16 protein-coding genes and 1 tRNA gene are annotated in these 17654 nt (G+C 70.5%); 9 read left to right on the plus strand and 8 right to left on the minus strand.

The genetic code is table 11. The features are described from left to right. Window positions 1–33: 33 nt before the first annotated feature. A complete protein-coding gene (locus ACWC0C_RS07815; RefSeq protein ID WP_450862447.1) occupies window positions 34–561 on the minus strand; it encodes a universal stress protein in 528 nt (175 codons plus the stop codon). A 317-nt stretch (window positions 562–878) separates the two neighbouring features. Here ACWC0C_RS07815 and ACWC0C_RS07820 point away from each other — a divergent pair, with 317 nt between their 5' ends. The 4 genes from ACWC0C_RS07820 (at window position 879) to ACWC0C_RS07835 (ending at window position 3665) form a co-directional block, all read left to right on the plus strand. After that, complete coding sequence (locus ACWC0C_RS07820) at window positions 879–1169, plus strand: hypothetical protein (protein WP_449195332.1); 291 nt, start codon at window positions 879–881, stop codon at window positions 1167–1169. A gap of 377 nt (window positions 1170–1546) precedes the next feature. Further along, window positions 1547–2758, plus strand: coding sequence for a helix-turn-helix domain-containing protein (locus tag ACWC0C_RS07825; RefSeq protein ID WP_450862450.1), 1212 nt, complete (start codon window positions 1547–1549; stop codon window positions 2756–2758). Window positions 2759–2871: 113 nt separating this feature from the next. Next, entirely contained in the window at window positions 2872–3480 is a 609-nt protein-coding gene (orn, locus tag ACWC0C_RS07830; RefSeq protein WP_449199738.1) for an oligoribonuclease, read from the plus strand. Window positions 3481–3592: 112 nt separating this feature from the next. Then, window positions 3593–3665: transfer RNA gene (locus ACWC0C_RS07835), tRNA-His, on the plus strand. Here the strand turns inward: ACWC0C_RS07835 and ACWC0C_RS07840 are convergent. Further along, window positions 3661–5133: an MDR family MFS transporter gene (locus tag ACWC0C_RS07840; RefSeq protein ID WP_450862452.1), complete on the minus strand. Its 1473-nt coding sequence runs from the start codon at window positions 5131–5133 to the stop codon at window positions 3661–3663. The two genes, ACWC0C_RS07835 and ACWC0C_RS07840, sit on opposite strands and share 5 nt — an antisense overlap. Window positions 5134–5216: 83 nt before the next feature. Between ACWC0C_RS07840 and ACWC0C_RS07845 the strand changes: the two genes are divergently transcribed. Further along, a complete protein-coding gene (locus ACWC0C_RS07845) occupies window positions 5217–5798 on the plus strand; it encodes a TetR/AcrR family transcriptional regulator (protein WP_449199740.1) in 582 nt (193 codons plus the stop codon). Between the two features lie 4 nt (window positions 5799–5802). Here the strand turns inward: ACWC0C_RS07845 and sigJ are convergent, their stop codons facing one another. Beyond that, window positions 5803–6735, minus strand: a complete 933-nt coding sequence (gene sigJ, locus ACWC0C_RS07850; RefSeq protein WP_449199741.1) for an RNA polymerase sigma factor SigJ — start codon at window positions 6733–6735, stop codon at window positions 5803–5805. Between the two features lie 163 nt (window positions 6736–6898). Further along, window positions 6899–7954, minus strand: coding sequence for a LacI family DNA-binding transcriptional regulator (locus ACWC0C_RS07855; RefSeq protein ID WP_450862455.1), 1056 nt, complete (start codon window positions 7952–7954; stop codon window positions 6899–6901). A 329-nt stretch (window positions 7955–8283) separates the two neighbouring features. On the opposite strand from ACWC0C_RS07855, the gene ACWC0C_RS07860 reads away from it, so the two are divergent. The 4 genes from ACWC0C_RS07860 (at window position 8284) to ACWC0C_RS07875 (ending at window position 13073) form a co-directional block, all read left to right on the plus strand. Continuing rightward, a complete protein-coding gene (locus ACWC0C_RS07860) occupies window positions 8284–9615 on the plus strand; it encodes an ABC transporter substrate-binding protein (RefSeq protein ID WP_450862457.1) in 1332 nt (443 codons plus the stop codon). Then, window positions 9612–10637, plus strand: a complete 1026-nt coding sequence (locus ACWC0C_RS07865) for a carbohydrate ABC transporter permease (protein ID WP_450862459.1) — start codon at window positions 9612–9614, stop codon at window positions 10635–10637. The genes ACWC0C_RS07860 and ACWC0C_RS07865 overlap by 4 nt, the downstream gene beginning before the upstream one ends. Then, window positions 10634–11527, plus strand: coding sequence for a carbohydrate ABC transporter permease (locus ACWC0C_RS07870; protein WP_450862461.1), 894 nt, complete (start codon window positions 10634–10636; stop codon window positions 11525–11527). The genes ACWC0C_RS07865 and ACWC0C_RS07870 overlap by 4 nt, the downstream gene beginning before the upstream one ends. Window positions 11528–11624: 97 nt before the next feature. After that, window positions 11625–13073 carry a GH1 family beta-glucosidase gene (locus tag ACWC0C_RS07875; RefSeq protein WP_450862463.1) on the plus strand — a complete coding sequence of 483 codons (1449 nt, stop codon included), beginning with the start codon at window positions 11625–11627 and terminating at the stop codon, window positions 13071–13073. A 61-nt stretch (window positions 13074–13134) separates the two neighbouring features. Here ACWC0C_RS07875 and ACWC0C_RS07880 read toward each other — a convergent pair whose 3' ends face one another. The 4 genes from ACWC0C_RS07880 to ACWC0C_RS07895 all read right to left on the minus strand — a co-directional run bounded on the left by ACWC0C_RS07880 (window position 13135) and on the right by ACWC0C_RS07895 (window position 17613). Further along, window positions 13135–13737 (minus strand): hypothetical protein, encoded by a 603-nt coding sequence (locus ACWC0C_RS07880; RefSeq protein WP_450862464.1) that lies wholly within the window; start codon window positions 13735–13737, stop codon window positions 13135–13137. 170 nt (window positions 13738–13907) lie between these two features. Then, a complete protein-coding gene (locus tag ACWC0C_RS07885) occupies window positions 13908–15374 on the minus strand; it encodes a glycoside hydrolase family 18 protein (RefSeq protein WP_450862466.1) in 1467 nt (488 codons plus the stop codon). A gap of 131 nt (window positions 15375–15505) precedes the next feature. Further along, window positions 15506–16897, minus strand: a complete 1392-nt coding sequence (locus ACWC0C_RS07890) for a sensor histidine kinase (protein WP_449199749.1) — start codon at window positions 16895–16897, stop codon at window positions 15506–15508. Beyond that, complete coding sequence (locus tag ACWC0C_RS07895) at window positions 16894–17613, minus strand: response regulator transcription factor (RefSeq protein WP_449199750.1); 720 nt, start codon at window positions 17611–17613, stop codon at window positions 16894–16896. The genes ACWC0C_RS07890 and ACWC0C_RS07895 overlap by 4 nt, the downstream gene beginning before the upstream one ends. Window positions 17614–17654: the final 41 nt, after the last annotated feature.

A 17654-nucleotide genomic window follows, 5' to 3' on the forward strand; every position in this document is an offset into this window, starting at 1 on the left:
TAGTTTCGCGCTGCACAAAGGGAGTTGAAAGGATCAGGGGATGACGATCACCGGCCGCTGCGCCCGCTTGGCGAGCCGCCCGGCGACGGAGCCGAAGATGCGGCCGACGATGCCGTGCGTGGAGCCGACGACGATCGCGTCGGCCTCGTACTCCCGCCCCACCTCTTCGAGTTCGTGGCAGATGTCCCCGCCCCGCTCGACCAGGATCCACGGCACCTCGGCCAGATAGTCCGCGCACGCCAGCTCCAGACCGAGCACCTCGGTGCGGTGGTCCGGCACGTCGACGAAGACAGGTGGCTCGCAGCCGGCCCACACGGTGGTCGGCAGCCGGTTGGCGACATGGACGATGATCAGGCCCGAGTGGGAGCGGTGGGCCATGCCGATGGCGTAGGCGAGGGCGCGCTCACTGGAGGTGGAGCCGTCGAAGCCGACGACGACTCCGTGCCGGAAGGCGGGGTCGCATGAGGGGCGTGGCTCTTCCGCCGCATGGGGATCGGCCGCCGTGGGGTCGGCGACCGGCCGCTTGCGGTCCGCGGGTTCGAAGAATTCGTGACCGGCCATGGCTGTCTCGGCGTTGTGATCCTTTATGGGTGGGACGACAGTGTGCGGCGGAGCTGTGTCCGGGAAACATCTTCCCAACCCCATACCCCCAAGGGTACGGCGGCACGCCTCCCGAGCCCAGATCCCGCGCACGCTCCGTAAGCGGTCCCCCGACGTCCGTAGGGGTTCACCGGAGCATGCACGAGCCGCGCCCGTAACGCAATGGTTGCTGCCCCGTACAGGCGGTTTGCACGGGATTCACAGACGTACGTGCGGTGACCGACCGGTCGAACAGGCGTTGAACCCGGGTGAACGATCGCCACAGGGAGTACGAAGTGATGCCCGGTCCCCGACCCACCTCCGAGCCGCACCCCGCGCCGGACACCGTGAGCGATGTGATCCGCTGGGCCGCCTTCAGCTGCGTACTCGTCCCCGTGGTGCTGGTCTGGTACGGCACCTCGCTGGCCGGTGCCGCGGGCGCCGCGCTGGGCCTGGCCGCCGTCACGGCCGTGTGCCGGATCCTGCTGCGCCACTCCGAGCGGTGCGCCGCACGGCCCCGCCGTTCCGCAAAGCATTGCGCCGTGCAAAGAGGCGGACGTCACACCCGCCGACGGACACCGGTCGACTGACCTGTTTCGGTACCCCCGAACGTCTCTTTTCAGCCAACTTCCGAATGTCTACCAAGAGGGCCCCCAAGCACCCTCCAACCCCCGTTTGACCTGCACGGAAAGGGCCTACGGGCGGCTACGCACCCTACGCGGTTCGGCCACTGCGACAAGGCGCACTTCCCTGCACCCCCCGTGAGTGCAACGCTTCGTGATCGAATGCTTCACGCCAAGTTGTCATGTCGACAATGTACGGCGTGTCGAACCGGCCACCGTGAGACCGCGGTAGCCAGTAGATTCGATCTTGATGTCTTACGGCGGGGGACTCGTGCAGGACCGAGGGGAAACGTGCAGGAGCGACACAACCGAGGAGCCGCGACCACCGAGGGGGGCTTAGCAGTATGAGCCACGACTCCACTGCCGCGCCGGAAGCCGTGGCCCGGAAACTCTCCGGGCGACGCCGCAAGGAGATCGTCGCGGTGCTGCTGTTCAGCGGCGGCCCCATCTTCGAGAGTTCCATTCCGCTGTCGGTGTTCGGAATAGACCGCCAGGACGCCGGCGTGCCGCGCTACCGACTGCTGGTGTGCGCCGGCGAGGAGGGGGCGCTGCGGACCACAGGGGGCCTGGAACTCACCGCGCCGCATGGACTGGAGGCGATCTCACGCGCCGGGACGGTCGTCGTACCGGCCTGGCGATCGATCACCGCGCCACCACCGGAGGAGGCGCTCGACGCACTGCGCCGGGCGCACGAGGAGGGGGCACGCATCGTCGGGCTGTGCACCGGCGCCTTCGTCCTCGCGGCGGCGGGCCTGCTGGACGGCCGCCCGGCCACCACCCACTGGATGTACGCGCCGACACTGGCCAAGCGCTATCCGTCGGTGCACGTCGATCCACGGGAACTCTTCGTGGACGACGGCGACGTCCTGACGTCGGCGGGTACGGCGGCCGGAATCGATCTCTGTCTCCACATCGTGCGGACGGACCACGGCAACGAGGCGGCGGGCGCGCTCGCCCGGCGCCTGGTGGTCCCACCGCGCCGAACAGGCGGCCAGGAGCGCTATCTCGATCGGTCTTTACCGGAGGAGATCGGCGCCGACCCGCTCGCCGAGGTCGTCGCCTGGGCGCTGGAACACCTCCACGAGCAGTTCGACGTGGAGACCCTGGCGGCACGCGCCTATATGAGCCGCCGTACGTTCGACCGCCGGTTCCGCTCGCTGACCGGCAGCGCACCGCTGCAGTGGCTGATCACCCAGCGGGTGCTGCAGGCGCAGCGGCTGCTGGAGACGTCGGACTACTCCGTGGACGAGGTGGCGGGCCGGTGCGGCTTCCGCTCCCCCGTCGCGCTGCGCGGGCACTTCCGCCGCCAGCTCGGCTCGTCCCCCGCCGCCTACCGGGCCGCCTACCGGGCCCGCCGGCCGCAGGGCGACAGGCCGGCCGACACGGAGCCACCGCTGCCGCCCCCCGGCCCGCCCACGGGCCTGCCGGGGCCCGGTCCGATGGGCCACACCCCCGCCCTGCTGCACCCGGACCGCGACAGCGGCGTCCCGATGCAGAGCCGCCGCACGGCGGCGGGCGCGGTGGGGCTCCTGCCGGGACCGAGGAGCGGTAACTGAGAGAGAGGGGGCGGGAACGATCCCGCCCCCTTTCGGCACCCCAGGCGGACGACGGCCCATCCCCGCCGAGCACGGGGGCACCGAAATGCCCAGGCCCGCCTTAGGGTGGTCGCATGAACGATCGCATGGTGTGGATCGACTGCGAGATGACCGGCCTCTCGCTGTCCGACGACGCTCTCATCGAGGTTGCCGCCCTCGTCACCGACTCCGAGCTGAACGTCCTCGGCGAGGGGGTGGACATCGTCATCCGCCCGCCGGACCAGGCGCTGGAGACGATGCCGGAGGTGGTGCGTCAGATGCACACCGCGTCCGGGCTGCTCGCCGAGCTCCCGAACGGCACGACCCTTCAGGACGCCGAGGAGCAGGTCCTCGCCTATGTGAAGGAGTACGTGAAGGAGCCCGGCAAGGCCCCGCTGTGCGGCAACTCCGTGGGCACCGACCGCGGCTTCCTGCTGCGGGACATGCCGACCCTGGAGGACTGGCTCCACTACCGGATCGTCGACGTGTCCTCCGTCAAGGAGCTGGCCCGCCGCTGGTATCCGCGGGCGTACTTCAACAGCCCGGAGAAGAACGGCAACCACCGGGCCCTGGCCGACATCCGCGAGTCGATCGCGGAGCTGCGCTACTACCGCGAGGCCATCTTCGTGCCGCAGCCCGGCCCGGACTCCGACACCGCGAAGGCGATCGCCGCGAAGCACGTCCTGCCCGCGCAGGAGCACTGACAGAAACACTGAGAAGAGGGGCTCGCGAAAACGTGTGCGCGAGCACCCCTTCGGACCCTGTAGACTTCTTCTCGGCCGGTCGGGGAAACGACAAGTTCAACCGCCGGTCGTGGTGGGTGTAGCTCAGCTGGTAGAGCACCTGGTTGTGGTCCAGGATGTCGCGGGTTCGAGTCCCGTCACTCACCCTTCGGTTAGAGGCCGATGACCTGCTTCAACGCGGTCATCGGCCTCTTTCGTCGCCCCGGGCCCGCCCCGCAGCGGCACCTCCTTCACCAGCAGCGCCAGTACGAACGCCACCGCGCACACCCCGGCGGTCATGAGAAAGATGTGCCGGGTGCCGGCCGCCACCGCGTGCCGGTACGCCTCTCCCGCCGCCGTGGCCGGCACCGCCCGGGTGAACAGCGAGCCGAAGACGGCCACGCCCACGGAGCCGCCGAGGGTGCGGAACAGGTTCGTCGCCGCCATGGCCGCCCCCATGTCCCGTAGTTCCACGCTGTTCTGCGCGAGGGTGGTGGCCATCTGCATCGTGAAGCCCAGGCCGAGGCCGACGAGTGCCATCCAGCAGCCGGCGGCGAGGCGGGAGGTGCCCGTGTCCATCGTGGCGAGCGTCACCGCGCCGGCCGTCAGCAGCAGGGTGCCGAGCACCGGGAACACCTTGTACCGGCCGGTGCGGGACATGACCTTCCCGGCGATGTTGGACGTGATCACCACGGGGATCATCATCGGCAGCAGGAGCAGTCCCGAGCTGGTCGCCGTGGCGCCCTGCACCGTCTGCTGGAACAGGGGCAGATAGAGCGCGCAGCCGAACATCACGACGCCGACGGCCGCCAACAGGCCGATGCCGAGCGGGAAGTTGCGGTGTCCGGTGAACACGCGGGGCGGCAGCAGGGGTTCGGGCACGCGCCGCTCCACGGCGACGAACAGCACCGCGCCGAGGACGGCCACCGCCCCCAGGTAGAGTATCCGCCAGGACGTCCAGGCGTACGTCGTACCCGCCCAGGTCGCCGCGAGGACCGCCGCGCCGATCGTGGCCGTCAGCACGGTGATGCCCGCCCAGTCGATGCGGGGCCGGGTCTTCGGGGCCGGAGCCGGCATCCGGAGCATCAGCTGGACCCAGACCAGGGCGACGAGCCCGAGCGGCAGATTGACGTAGAACGCCCAACGCCAGCCGAGGTGGCCGGTGACCAGGCCGCCGACGAGGGGGCCGCCGACCACGCCGAGAGCCATCACGGAGGCGGTCATGCCCTGGTAGCGACCGCGCTCCCGGGGCGGTACGAGGGTGCCGATCAGGGCGAATCCCCCGGCGGCCAGTCCGCCCGCGCCGATGCCCTGGAGGGCTCGGAACCCGATCAGCTGGGTCATCGAATGGGCGGCGCCGGCGAGCACCGAGGCCAGCAGGAAGATCACGACCGAGGCGAGGTAGACGCGCTTGCGGTGGTAGAGGTCACCGAGCTTGCCCCAGACGGGAGTCGAGACGGCGGTGGCGAGGGTGTACGCGGTGACGACCCAGGAGATGTGCTCCAGGCCGCCCAGGTCACGGACGACCGTCGGCATCGCCGTACCGACGACGTTGTTGTCGAGCATGCCCAGCAGCATCGCGAGCATCACGCCGAGCAGTGTCCAGCGGACGTTCTTGGGACGTGGTGTGGTCATGCGACACAGAAAAGCACACCGACTAACTAAGTGCAACGAGTCAACTTTTTGCCTGTGACAACCGATCGGGTAGGCTACCGGCCATGACGGAGACGATGGGCCGCCGCGAGCGCAAGAAGGCCGCGACCCGCCAGGCACTGGCGGACGCGGCACTGGAGCTGTTCCTGGAGCACGGCTTCGACGCGGTGAGCATCAGGGACATCGCGGAGGCGGCCGACGTCTCCACCACGACCCTGTTCAAGCACTTCCCGAGCAAGGAAGCGCTGCTGTTCGACATGGACGCGGACGTGGAAGAGGCCCTGGTCGCCGCCGTACGCGACCGGGCGCCCGGCACCCCGCTCCTCCAGGCCCTGCGCGAGCACACGCTGCGGGCCCGGGGGATCAAGCCCGAGTACGACGAGCAGATCGCCGCGTTCCAGCGGCTGGCATCCAGCACCCCGGCGCTCGTGGACTACCACCGGCGCATGTGGATGCGGCACGAGCGGGCCCTGGCCGAGGCGATCGCCGCCGACGCCGGCGCCCCCGCCGACGACCCCGCCTGTGCCGCCCTGGCCCACCTCGCCCTGGAGGCCCGGACCCTCGCGGCGACGGCCCCCGACCGGGTCGCCGCCGTCAATGCCGCGTTCGATCTGCTGGAGCGGGGCTGGGAGGCCGTACGGCCTTAGGCCATCACTTCTCCGGCAGGCGCCCGATGTCGGACACCGGTCCGAGGTGGCCGAGCTTGTCGGGGTTGGACACGGAGTGGATCGCGCGGATCACGCCGTCGACGATGTCGAGCTCGACCACACTGGCCACGCGCCCCTCGGCGTCGTGGATCACGCCGCCCGGACGGCCGTTGATCCAGGCCGCGCGGAGACAGGCGCCGAGTATCCCCACCCGGCGCAGGCCGCCGACCAGCAGCTGTGCCACATGGCGCGGCTCGGTGACGGACTTCGCGATCGCCCGCGCCTTGCCGCCGCCGTCCCCCTGGAACACCACGTCCGGGGCGAGCATCCCGAGCAGCGCGTCCATGTCACCGCCCTCGGCGGCCGCGAAGAACCTACGGGCCAGCTCCTCGCCCTCCGCCCGCCGCACCGGGGGCGGCGGCGCGATGCCGGCCACCTGACCGCCGGGGGCGACGCGCTTTCTGGCGCGGGCGAAGATCTGCCGGCAGTTCGCCTCGGACTTGCCGACGATCCTCGCCACGTCCGGATAGCCGTACCCGAACACCTCGCGCAGCACGAACACCGCGCGCTCCGCCGGGGCGAGGGTCTCCAGCAGCACGAGGAACGCCATCGACAGCGAGTCGGACAGCTCGGCGTGCTCGGCCGGCCCGGGCCGCTCGGCGGACACCACGACCGGCTCGGGCAGCCAGTCCCCGACGTAGGTCTCCCGCCGAACCCGCGCCGAACCCAGGTAGTTGATGCCCAGCCGCGTCACCGACGTGGTCAGGTACGCCTTCAGGTTCCCGACCGTCGTCCCGGCCTGGCGCGCCCGGGTCAGGTTGAGGAAGGCGTCCTGCACGATGTCCTCCGCGTCGCCCACGGATCCGGTCATCCCGTAGGCGATGGAGAACATCAGCGACCGGTATCGGTCGGCATCCGCCCCCACCACTGATCCCACCGCGGAGTCCCCCCTCCGAAGATCCGTACGACTCCGGCAGCGTATCCGAGGCGTACGCGCGGCACTGACGGCACGGGCCCGGAACGGGCGGTCCACCCTGCCGTTCATGCCCGTTGTGGCGGCCGCCCTGGCGGACCTCGCGAACGCCCCCGAGGCCCGGGCGCTACGACGACGCCCGCGCCACCAGCTCCGTGGGCAGCACCGCATGCTGTCGTTCCAGGCCCCGGGACACGGGTGGGCGGCGGTCGGCGATCTCTGTCAGGAGCAGGTCGATCATCGCGCGGCCCATTTCCTCGATGGGCTGGCGGACGCTGGTCAGCGGTGGGTCCATGTGGCGGGCGATGGCGGAGTCGTCGTAGCCGACCAGGGCCACGTCGTCCGGGATACGGCGGCCCGCCTCGCGCAGCACCTGCCGGGCGCCGGCCGCCATCACGTCCGAGCCGGCGAAGACCGCGTCCAGGTCGGGGTGGCGCTCCAGCAGCCTGGCCATCGCCCGGCGGCCACCCTCCTCCGTGAAGTCCCCGGGCTCGATGAGCAGTTCGTCCACCTCGCGGCCCGCGTCACGCAGGGCGTCGCGGTAGCCGTCGACGCGGCGCTCGGCGCCGTAGACGTCGAGGCGGCCGGTGATGTGGGCGATGCGGGTGCGGCCCCGGGACAGCAGGTGCTCCACCGCCGAGCGGGCGCCGCCGTAGTTGTCCGAGTCCACGGAGGTGAGCGTCTCGCCGGCCGAGCGGGGGCCGCTGATCACGGCCGGGATCTCCAGCTGGGCCAGCAGGTCGGGCAGGGGATCGTCGGCGTGGACCGAGACCAGCAGGACGCCGTCCACCCGGTGGGCCGCCAGGTACTGGGCCAGGCGCTGCCGTTCGCGGTCGCTGCCCGCGAAGATCAGCAGCAACTGCATCTCCGTGTCGGAGAGTTCGGCGCCGACACCGCGCAGCATGTCGGAGAAGTAGGGTTCCGCGAAGAAGCGGGTCTCCGGTTCGGGGACCACGAGTGCGATGGCGTCGGTGCGGTTGGCCGCGAGGGCGCGGGCGGCGGTGTTGGGGACGTAGCCGAGTTCGGCGACCGCCGCCTCCACCGCGGCGCGGGTGGCGTCGCTGACCCGGGGCGAGCCGTTGATCACCCGCGAGACCGTGCCCCGGCCGACGCCGGCCCGGGCAGCGACCTCCTCGAGCGTGGGCCGACCCCCGCCGCGGCCCCGCGCTCCGTGGCTTGCCATGGGCTCCGCCTCTCTCGACCGTCTCCTGGTGCCGGCCTGGAATGTAACAGCACCGTTCGCCGCGATTGCCGTCCCGGGGGCCGCGCCCCGGACCCCCCGCAGGCCGGTCGTACCTAACGTGCTGATAACTGAACGCAGTTGCCGTGTCCGCTCCCTTGACACCCCGCCCCCGACGGACGACCCTTCAACACATCACTCATGGGAGCGCTCCCACACTACCTGACACCTACACATCCCGCACGTTCCCCGCCCGAGCCGCAGCGCGTACGAACGGGCCCGATCCATGCAGTCGGCCGGGGGGTCGGCACGTCAGGCAACAGGAGGACGCAATGCGCACGAGCATCCGCCGGTCCCAGCGGCTGATGGCCCTCGCGGCCGTGGCCGCGCTGACCACGGGGCTGCTGGCCGGCTGTGCCAAGGACTCGGACGACAGCTCGTCGGACGGCTCCGGCGGCGGAAACGGCAGTGGCAAGGGCAAGATCACGCTAACCATCGGCACCTTCGGCGTCTTCGGCTACAAGCAGGCCGGCCTCTACGACGAGTACATGAAGCTGCACCCGGACATCAGCATCAAGGAGAACGTCACCACCCGTACCGACGTGTACTGGCCGAAGGTGCTCACCCGCCTCCAGGCCGGCTCCGGCACGGACGACATCCAGGCCATCGAGATCGGCAACATCACCGAGGCCGTGCAGACACAGGGGAACAAGTTCGTCGACCTGGGCAAGGACGTCGACAAGTCACAGTGGCTGGACTGGAAGAACGCCCAGGCCACCACCAAGGACGGCAAGCTCATCGGACTCGGGACCGACATCGGGCCGATGGCCATCTGCTACCGGAAGGACCTGTTCCAGAAGGCCGGGCTGCCGACCGACCGGACCAAGCTCGCCGAGATGTGGAAGGGCGACTGGGCCAAGTACGTCGACGTCGGCAAGCAGTACATGAAGAAGGCGCCGGGGGGCACCAAGTTCGTGGACTCCGCGTCCTCCGTCTACAACGCGGCCCTCGGCGGCGGCGACGAGCGGTACTACGACAAGGACGGCACCGTCGCCTGGGACAAGTCCGACGGCGTGAAGAAGGCCTGGGACGTCGCCATGGACGTGGCCACCAGCGACATGTCGGCGAAGCTGAAGCAGTTCGATCCGACCTGGGACCAGGGCTACGCCAACGCCGCCTTCGCCACCGTGGCCTGCCCGGCCTGGATGGTCGGCTACATCGAGCAGAAGTCCGGTGACTCCGGCAAGGGCAAGTGGGACGTGGCCGCCGCGCCCACCGCGGCCAACTGGGGCGGCTCCTTCCTCGGTGTGCCGACGGCGGGCAAGCACCAGAAGGACGCCGTCGCGCTGGCCAAGTGGCTGACCGCGCCCGAGCAGCAGGCCAAGGTCTTCGCCAAGCAGGCCAGCTTCCCGTCGACCCCGTCGGCGTACGCGAGCCTGAAGCCGGCCGCGGACACCACGGCGTACTTCTCGAACGCGCCGCTCACCCAGATCTTCTCCGACTCGGCGAAGACGATCCCGACGCAGTACTTCGGCATCAAGGACCAGCCGATCAACTCCGCGATCACCGACATCGGCATCCTCCAGGTCGAGCAGAAGGGCAAGTCGCCGTCCCAGGGCTGGGACGCGGCGGCCAAGGAGATCAAGGACGTGCTCGGCCAGTGACCAGCCCCAAGCAGGCTCTCGCGCACTCCGCGTCGAGCGCCGAAGCCGCGCCCGGCACCGAGCCGGGCGCGGCGCGGGGCGCTCACGGTCGCGGTACACCGGCGGGCTCCGACTCCTGGCGCAGCCGGCTGTACCGCTGGGACATGAAGGCGTCGCCGTACGCGTTCGTGTCGCCGTTCTTCGTCCTGTTCGGGGCGTTCACGCTGGTCCCGCTGCTCTACACGGCCTGGTACTCGCTGCACGACGTCCAGCTGTCGGCCCTCGACCACCAGACCTGGGCGGGCCTGGACAACTACCAGCGCCTGCTGTCCTCGGAGTTCTTCTGGAACGCCCTGGAGAACACCTTCACCATCGGCGTGATCTCGACCGTGCCGCAGCTGCTGGCCGCGATCGGGCTCGCGCACCTGCTGAACTACCGGCTGCGCGGCTCGACCGTCTGGCGTGTGGTGATGCTGACGCCGTACGCCACCTCCGTGGCCGCCGCGACCCTGGTGTTCACGCTGCTGTACTCCTGGGACGGCGGCATGGTCAACTGGATCCTGCACTTCTTCGGGGTGGATCCGATCAACTGGCGGGAATCCGACTGGGGTTCGCAGTTCGCGGTGTCGTCGATCGTGATCTGGCGGTGGACCGGCTACAACGCGCTGATCTATCTCGCCGCCATGCAGGCGATCCCGACCGACCTGTACGAGTCGGCGGCGATCGACGGCGCCGGCCGCTGGCAGCAGTTCCGGCATGTAACGGTCCCGCAGCTGCGCCCGACGATCCTCTTCACGGTCGTGGTCTCCACGATCGGCGCCACCCAGCTCTTCGGTGAGCCGCTGCTGTTCGGCGGGGTCAGCGGGTCCAAGGGCGGCTCCGAGCACCAGTACCAGACGCTCGGTCTGTACATGTACGACCAGGGCTGGATCATCGGCAACCTCGGCAAGGCGTCCGCGATCGCCTGGTCGATGTTCCTGATCCTGCTGATCATCGCCGTGGTCAATCTGCTGCTCACCCGACGGCTGAGGAAGTCCCAATGACGACGAGTGAACTGGCTCTGCCCGCGTCGAAGCCGTCAAGGGCCGGCCGCCGCCGGGTGCTGGGCGCGGGCAAGCAGCTGCACGCGGGCCCGGTGACGTACGTCGTGCTGACCGTCTTCGCGCTGGTCTCGCTCGCCCCGCTGGTGTGGACGACGATCGCCGCCTCCCGCACCGACCGGCGGCTGGCCGAGACCCCGCCGCCGCTGTGGTTCGGGGGCAATCTGTTCAAGAACCTCCAGACGGCCTGGGACCAGGCGGGGCTCGGCACCGCGATGTTCAACTCGGTGATCGTGGCGGGCACGATCACCGTGAGCACGGTGCTGTTCTCGACCCTGGCCGGCTTCGCCTTCGCCAAACTGCGGTTCCGCTTCTCCGGTCTTCTGCTCCTGCTGACCATCGGCACGATGATGATCCCGCCACAACTGGCCGTCGTACCGCTGTACTTGTGGATGTCGGACCTCGGCTGGTCGAACCAGCTGCAGACGGTGATCCTGCCGAGTCTCGTCACCGCCTTCGGTACGTTCTTCATGCGGCAGTACCTGGTGCAGGCGCTGCCGACGGAGCTGATCGAGGCGGCCCGGGTGGACGGGGCGAGCAGCATCCGGATCGTCTGGCACGTGGTCTTCCCGGCGGCGCGTCCGGCCATGGCCGTCCTCGGCCTGCTGACGTTCGTGTTCGCCTGGAACGACTTCCTGTGGCCGATCATCGCCCTGAACCAGCAGAACCCGACCGTGCAGGTGGCCCTGAACTCGCTCGGCACCGGGTACGTCCCCGACCAGGCCGTGATCATGGCCGGCGCCCTGCTGGGCACGCTGCCGCTGCTGATCGCGTTCGTCCTGTTCGGCAAGCAGATCGTGGGCGGGATCATGCAGGGCGCGATCAAGGGCTGATATCCGCTTCCCGGGGCCGGCCCACCACGGTGCCGGCCCCTCGCCCCCCTTCCCTCCATTCCGCCGGTCCGGCTACGACCTCTTTGGGAGCGCTTCCATGCCTGAATCCCCCGCATCCCCGTCCCCCGTGCCCCCCGTGACCTTTCCCCCCGCCTTCCTCTGGGGTGCCGCGACCTCGGCGTACCAGATCGAGGGGGCGGTGCGGGAGGACGGCCGTACGCCCTCGATCTGGGACACCTTCAGCCATACGCCGGGCAGGACGGCGGGCGGTGAGACCGGTGACATCGCGGTCGACCACTACCACCGCTACCGCGACGACGTGGCGCTGATGGCGGAGCTGGGCCTGACCGCGTACCGCTTCTCGGTCTCCTGGTCCCGGGTGCAGCCGACGGGCCGGGGTCCGGCGGTCCAGGTGGGCCTGGACTTCTACCGCCGCCTGGTGGACGAACTCCTCGCCCACGGCATCACGCCGGCGCTCACCCTCTACCACTGGGATCTGCCGCAGGAGCTGGAGGACGCGGGCGGCTGGCCCCAGCGGGACACCGCGAAGCGGTTCGCGGAGTACGCGCAGCTCGTCGGCGAGGCCCTCGGCGACCGGGTGGAGCAGTGGATCACCCTCAACGAACCGTGGTGCAGCGCCTTTCTGGGCTACGGCTCAGGCGTCCACGCCCCCGGCCGTACCGACCCGGAGGCCTCCCTGCGCGCCGCCCATCACCTCAACCTGGCACACGGCCTGGCGGCTTCGGCCCTGCGCTCGGTGATGCCCGCCCGCAACGAGATCGCGATCAGCCTCAACTCCTCGGTGGTGCGGCCGCTTTCGCAGGACCCGGCCGACCTGGCCGCCGCCCGCAGGATCGACGACCTGGCCAACGGGATCTTCCACGGCCCGATGCTGCACGGCGCGTACCCGTCATCGCTCCTCGACGCCACGGCCTCGATCACGGACTGGTCGTACGTCCTCGACGGCGACGCCCGCACGATCAACGTCCCGCTGGACGCGCTGGGCCTCAACTACTACACCCCGGCCCTGGTCTCGGCCGCGTCCGGCAAGGTCGAGGGCCCACGGTCCGACGGCCACGGCGCCAGCGACCACTCCCCCTGGCCGGGCGCCGACGACGTGCTCTTCCATCAGACGCCGGGCGAGCGCACGGAGATGGGCTGGACGATCGATCCGACGGGACTGTACGACCTGCTCCTGCGCTACACGAGGGAGGCGCCGGGCCTGCCGCTGTACGTGACGGAGAACGGCGCCGCCTACGACGACAAGCCCGACCCGGACGGCCGGGTCCACGACCCCGATCGCATCGCGTACCTGCACAGCCACCTGTCCGAGGTCCGCCGGGCCATCACGGACGGCGCCGACGTACGCGGCTACTACCTGTGGTCCCTGATGGACAACTTCGAGTGGGCGTACGGCTACGGCAAGCGGTTCGGCGCGGTGTACGTGGACTACGCGACGCTGGAGCGAACGCCGAAGTCCAGCGCACGGTGGTATGGGGAGGCGGCGCGGACGGGGGCGTTGCCGGGGGTGGAGTCGGTGGCCTGAGAGGCGGGGGCGCGGCTCACTGTGGGGTGGGCCGCGCCCGGGCCGCGTCCCCTCAGAGTTGTCAGGAGCCGTACAGCTCGGTCATCTCGGTGACCTTGCCGGCGCTGTTGACGGCGATGTCGTAGAAGTTCTCGCCGTAGCAGTCGCTGGTGTCGGCGGAGGGCCCGGTGTCCTGCGCGGTGCCGTTGGCGCAGATGCGGACGTGTTCGATACCGCCGCCCGCGGCGGTCATCTTGTTCGGGCCCTTCCCCTTCAGGTGCAGGACGTAGACGGGGGTGCTGCCCGAGGCGACGGTGTACTCGTGCTCCTTTCCTCCGTCGGCGTTGTAGAAGGCGCCCTCGTCAGGGTTGCAGTTCTGCTTGGCGTCCTTGGCGGTGATGGTGTTCATGGCCCCGGAGACGCTCTCGACCAGGATGTACTTGTGGCCCGGGGCCAGGGTGTGGCAGGCGCTCTTGCCGCTTGCCTTGCCCTTGGCCTGCCCCTTGGCCTTGCCGCTTCCCTTGGCCTTGGCGTTGCCCTTGGTGTTGCCCTTGGCGTGGCTCGCGGTGGCGGAGGGGGTGACGGCGCCGGCGGCGTCAGTGCCGTCGTCGGGCTGACAGGCGGTCAGCGTGAGTGCGGCGCAGGCGAGCACGGTGGTGGCAAGGGCACGACGAATGGACGACACGATTCCCCCGATATGGTGCGGCCCGGGCACGGACGGCCCGGGTCATGGCATGCGAGACCGGCCGTCCGTCGCTGTGTCGACCGACGTCCGGCCCGGGCCGAAGATCGACCCGGGCCGGACTATATAGCCATGTGCATGACTTGATCACATGGGTTGCCGTGCGTGGCGCGTCAGTTGAAGGCGCCGAACGCCTTCGAGAAGGCGTCCTTGTCCTGGACGATCGAGCTGCAGGTGGGGTCGGCGGAGTTCTTCGCGCCGCCGGCGCACTGCTTGTCGCGGGCCGCGGACCACATGGAGAGGCCGCCGAGGCCCTTGGACTTGGCGAAGTTCACCAGCTGGGTGGCGTCGTCCACCTTGAAGATCTCGGTGGACACGTCGTTGACGCCGATCATCGGGGTGACGGCGACCGTCTTCCAGGCGGCGGAGTCGGACAGGCCGAGGACGCTCTTGACCTGGGCCTGGGTGGCGGTCGCGGCCTGCTGGGCGTAGTCGCCCATGTCGCCGTTGTACGAGGCGCCGTAGTCCATCGCCATGATGTTGACGGTGGAGATCTTCGCGCCGTTGGACTTGGCGTCGGACAGGAGGTTCACGCCGTCCTGGGTCAGGCCATCCGGCATCACCGGGAGGGTGAAGGAGACGTCCAGGCCGGGGTGGAGCGCCTGGAGCTTGGCTATCGCCTTCGCCCGGAGGGTGTTCGCCGCCGTGTTCGGCAGTGCACCACCCTCGACGTCGAAGTCGACCTTGGTCAGCTTGAACGCGTCCACCGCCTTGCCGTACGCCGCCGCCAGCGCGTCGGCGGAGGAGCAGGTGGTGGCCAGCTCGGAGCCGGAGGCGCCGCCGAAGGAGACCCGGACGTCACCGCCCTTGGCGCGCAGGGAGCCGATCTGCTGGGCCACGGCGTCGCTGGTCAGGTCGGTCACACCGCCCCACTTGGGGGTGCAGCCGCCGCCGTCGGTGATGAAGGCGAGGTTGTAGTTCTTCACCCCGGTCGCGTCGGCCGCGCCGACCAGGTCGAAGGCCGGGTAGAGGGACGTGTCGACGTACGGGGCGAAGCCGGCGGAGGCGGTGGTGCCGGATCCGGTGGTTTGGGTGGCGGTCGGGGTCGGGGTCGGGGTGGACGTCTTGGTCGGGGTGGGCGTGGCGGTCTTGGTCGGCGTGGCGGTCGGGGACGGGGACTGGGTGGGCCGGCCGCTCGGCTCGGGGGTGGCGCCGCCGTCCGCGGAGCACTGGGCGTTGTCGATGAGACAGCCCGTCGGGGCACCGCTGCCGTTGACCACGAAACCGATGGTCACGGACTTGCCCGGGGCGAGGCCCCCGGTGTCCCACTTCGCGGGCTTCACGGTGACGTGCGAACCGCTCACACTCGACTCGCCGTTCCACAAGGAGCTGAGCTTGGCGCCCGCCGGGAGGTCGAACTCCAGGGTCCAGGCCTTCTCGGTCTGGTCGCTGTTGTTGGTGACGACGTACTGGGCGGTGTAGCCGGTCGACCAGTCGCTGGTCCTCGTGTACGCGGCGTTCACGCCGGCGGCGTGGGCGGTGCCGGTGAGCAGGACCGCGCCGCCGCCGACCACCGCCGCGGCCACGAGACCGCCCATCGCCTTGTTCCTGCCACTGATCCTGCGCCGGTGCGTGGTCATGCGCGTGCCTGCCTTCGCTGTTCACGGGGGTGAGTGCGGCAGCACGCTAGCGATCCGGAATCGGGCAAATGACGTGATCGGGACGGCCGTTGCGGACCTTAGGGTTCGCTTAAGGAAGGGATCGGGGACGATTAATGGTCGAGACCAGTCAGGACCGGTTTGCCCCATCGGCGCCTGCGCACCCGCCCCCGGTGCCCTCGCCCGACCGGCCCCCGTCCGTCCAACTGGAACCAGATCCGCACCTCCGCGCCGCCCAGCACCGAGGCGCCGAGCCGTACGTCCCCGCCGGTGGACTCGGCGAGCCGGCGCACGATGTCGAGGCCGAGGCCGGTCGAACCGGCGTTTCCGGAGCCGCGGCCACGGGCCATCGCCGCGTCCGGGTCGGCTATGCCGGGGCCCGCGTCGGAGACCAGCACGATCACCGCGTCCTCGCCGTTGTGCACGTCGACCGCGAAGGCGGTGCCCTCGGCGGTGTGCCGGAACACATTGCCGAGCAGGGCGTCGAGGGCCGCGGCCAGATCTGCGCGGGCCACGGGTATGCGTACCGGCCGGTCCACTCCGGCCACCCGCCATTTGCGGCCCTCGTCCTCGGCGAGCGCGGACCAGAACTCCATGCGTTCACGCACCACTTCGGCCGCGTCGCACCCGGCACCCGGGCCGGCGGCGGCCGTCTGCGGCTTGGCCTCCCGGGCCGTGCGGATGATGGTGTCGACCTCGCGCTCCAGCTGGGCGACGGCGGCCCGGGTCTGCTCGGCGGCCGGTCCGGCGCCGAGCGAGGCCGCGTTGAGCCGCAGGACGGTGAGCGGAGTGCGCAGCCGGTGCGAGAGGTCGGCGGCCAGCTCTCTTTCGTTGGCCAGGAGTTGGACGACCTGGTCGGCCATGGAGTTGAACGCGACGGCCGCGAGCCGCAGTTCGGTCGGGCCGTCCTCCGGCACCCGGGCGCCCAGCTTGCCCTCGCCCAGCTCGTGCGCGCCCCGGACCAGCCGCTGGGCGGGCCGCACCATGCGCACCCCGAGCCGGTCGGCGACCGCGACCGAGCCGACGATCAGCGCGAGGCCGACCGCCGCGAGCACCGCCCAGGCCGTGCCGACGCCGTTGGTCACCTCGGACTCGGGGACGTAGACCTCGACGACCGCGATGTCGCCGGAGCCGAGCGCGACCGGCTGGAGCAGCGTGGAGCCGCCGGTCACGGTGGTCGTGGAGGCCCGGCCCAGTTTCCGCACCGCCTGGATGTCGCGGTCGGCGGCGCGCCGCCGGCCGAGGTCGAGCGCGGGCCGGCCGGCGCCTGCCGGCAGATGCACGGCCATCCCGGAGTCGGCGCCGGCCGAGGCCACGACCCGCTCCAGTTTGTCCCGGTCGGTGGTGATGGACAGCGCGGGCGCGACCGCCGCGGCCTCCCGCTCCGCGTTGGAGAACGCGCGGTCGCGGGCCATCTCCTCGACGACCAGGCCGAGCGGCACGGCGAAGGCGACCACGACCATCGTGGTGACCGCCAGACAGACCTTGACCAGGGCCCACCTCATCGCACCGGCTCCCCCTCCACAGACGGCTCCATGGGGGGTTCGAGCTTCACGCCGACACCCCGCAGCGTGTGCAGATAGCGGGGCCGGGCTGCCGTCTCCCCCAATTTCCGGCGCAGCCACGACAGATGGACATCGATGGTCTGGTCGTCGCCGTAGGACTGCTGCCAGACCTCGGCGAGGAGTTCCTTGCGCGGGACGACGACACCGGGCCGGCCGGCGAGGAAGGCGAGCAGGTCGAACTCGCGGCGGGTCAGGTCGAGACGGACCCCGTCCAGCTCGGCCTGGCGGCGCAGCGGGTCGACGGTCAGGCCGCCGACGCGGAGCACGGACGAGGGCGGGGGCTCCGCGCCGCCGGAGCGGGCCCGGCGGAGCACGGCCGCTATCCGCGCGGACAGGTGGTCGACGGAGAACGGCTTGGTCAGGTAGTCGTCCGCGCCGGCGTTGAGCAGCCGGACGACCTCCGTCTCGTCGTCCCGGGCAGTGGCGATGATGACGGGCACGTCGGTGATGCCACGGAGCATCTTCAGCGCCTCGGAGCCGTCCAGGTCCGGCAGTCCGAGGTCCAGGATGACGACGTCGAAACGGAAATGGGCGACCTCGCGCAGCGCCTCCAGTGCCGTACCGACGCTGCGCACGGTGTGTGCGGCGTCGGTCAGATGCCGGATGAGCGCCGAGCGTACGAACTGGTCGTCCTCGACCACGAGCACACTTGCCATGCGCCGCACCGTACGCCATGCGGCCGACGCCGGTCCGAGCC

Source organism: Streptomyces sp. NPDC001709, from assembly GCF_053596375.1.

Excerpts from the sequence above, each read along its gene's own strand:
- ACWC0C_RS07815 (WP_450862447.1), bottom strand. The coding sequence starts at position 561 with ATGGCCGGTCACGAATTCTTCGAACCCGCGGACCGCAAGCGGCCGGTC.
- ACWC0C_RS07820 (WP_449195332.1), top strand. The coding sequence starts at position 879 with ATGCCCGGTCCCCGACCCACCTCCGAGCCGCACCCCGCGCCGGACACC.
- ACWC0C_RS07825 (WP_450862450.1), top strand. The coding sequence starts at position 1,547 with ATGAGCCACGACTCCACTGCCGCGCCGGAAGCCGTGGCCCGGAAACTC.
- orn (WP_449199738.1), top strand. The coding sequence starts at position 2,872 with ATGAACGATCGCATGGTGTGGATCGACTGCGAGATGACCGGCCTCTCG.
- ACWC0C_RS07840 (WP_450862452.1), bottom strand. The coding sequence starts at position 5,133 with ATGACCACACCACGTCCCAAGAACGTCCGCTGGACACTGCTCGGCGTG.
- ACWC0C_RS07845 (WP_449199740.1), top strand. The coding sequence starts at position 5,217 with ATGACGGAGACGATGGGCCGCCGCGAGCGCAAGAAGGCCGCGACCCGC.
- ACWC0C_RS07855 (WP_450862455.1), bottom strand. The coding sequence starts at position 7,954 with ATGGCAAGCCACGGAGCGCGGGGCCGCGGCGGGGGTCGGCCCACGCTC.
- ACWC0C_RS07860 (WP_450862457.1), top strand. The coding sequence starts at position 8,284 with ATGCGCACGAGCATCCGCCGGTCCCAGCGGCTGATGGCCCTCGCGGCC.
- ACWC0C_RS07870 (WP_450862461.1), top strand. The coding sequence starts at position 10,634 with ATGACGACGAGTGAACTGGCTCTGCCCGCGTCGAAGCCGTCAAGGGCC.
- ACWC0C_RS07875 (WP_450862463.1), top strand. The coding sequence starts at position 11,625 with ATGCCTGAATCCCCCGCATCCCCGTCCCCCGTGCCCCCCGTGACCTTT.
- ACWC0C_RS07885 (WP_450862466.1), bottom strand. The coding sequence starts at position 15,374 with ATGACCACGCACCGGCGCAGGATCAGTGGCAGGAACAAGGCGATGGGC.
- ACWC0C_RS07890 (WP_449199749.1), bottom strand. The coding sequence starts at position 16,897 with ATGAGGTGGGCCCTGGTCAAGGTCTGTCTGGCGGTCACCACGATGGTC.
- ACWC0C_RS07895 (WP_449199750.1), bottom strand. The coding sequence starts at position 17,613 with ATGGCAAGTGTGCTCGTGGTCGAGGACGACCAGTTCGTACGCTCGGCG.